At 42.7% G+C, this 293-nt stretch carries 1 protein-coding gene; it reads right to left on the bottom strand.

From position 1 onward, the window contains the following. Positions 1-82 precede the first annotated feature (82 nt). A partial coding sequence (locus SB717_RS35010) for an uS7 family ribosomal protein (RefSeq protein ID WP_486360787.1) occupies positions 83-293 on the bottom strand: 211 nt, incomplete at its 5' end.

Below are 293 nucleotides of genomic sequence, written 5' to 3'. Positions count from 1 at the left end.
AAGGGAGAGGCATTCTCCCTCTCCACACTTCCATAAGCGACAAATAAAGCGGTTTATGCATACATTTATTTTACGTTGAATCCTACCAACGGTAATGAGCAAATGCTTTGTTAGCTTCTGCCATTTTATGAGTGTCTTCACGTTTCTTAACAGATGCACCAGCGTTGTTAGCTGCATCTAAGATTTCGTAAGCTAGACGCTCTTCCATAGTTTTTTCACCACGAAGACGAGCATAGTTTACTAACCAGCGAAGACCTAAAGTTGTACGGCGTTCTGGACGAACCTCAACTGGA

It is taken from the genome of Priestia sp. SIMBA_032, from assembly GCF_046535215.1.
Taxonomy (GTDB): domain Bacteria; phylum Bacillota; class Bacilli; order Bacillales; family Bacillaceae_H; genus Priestia; species Priestia aryabhattai.
Note: the sequence above shows the minus strand (reverse complement) of the source record. Positions and strands in the feature narration are given on the sequence as shown.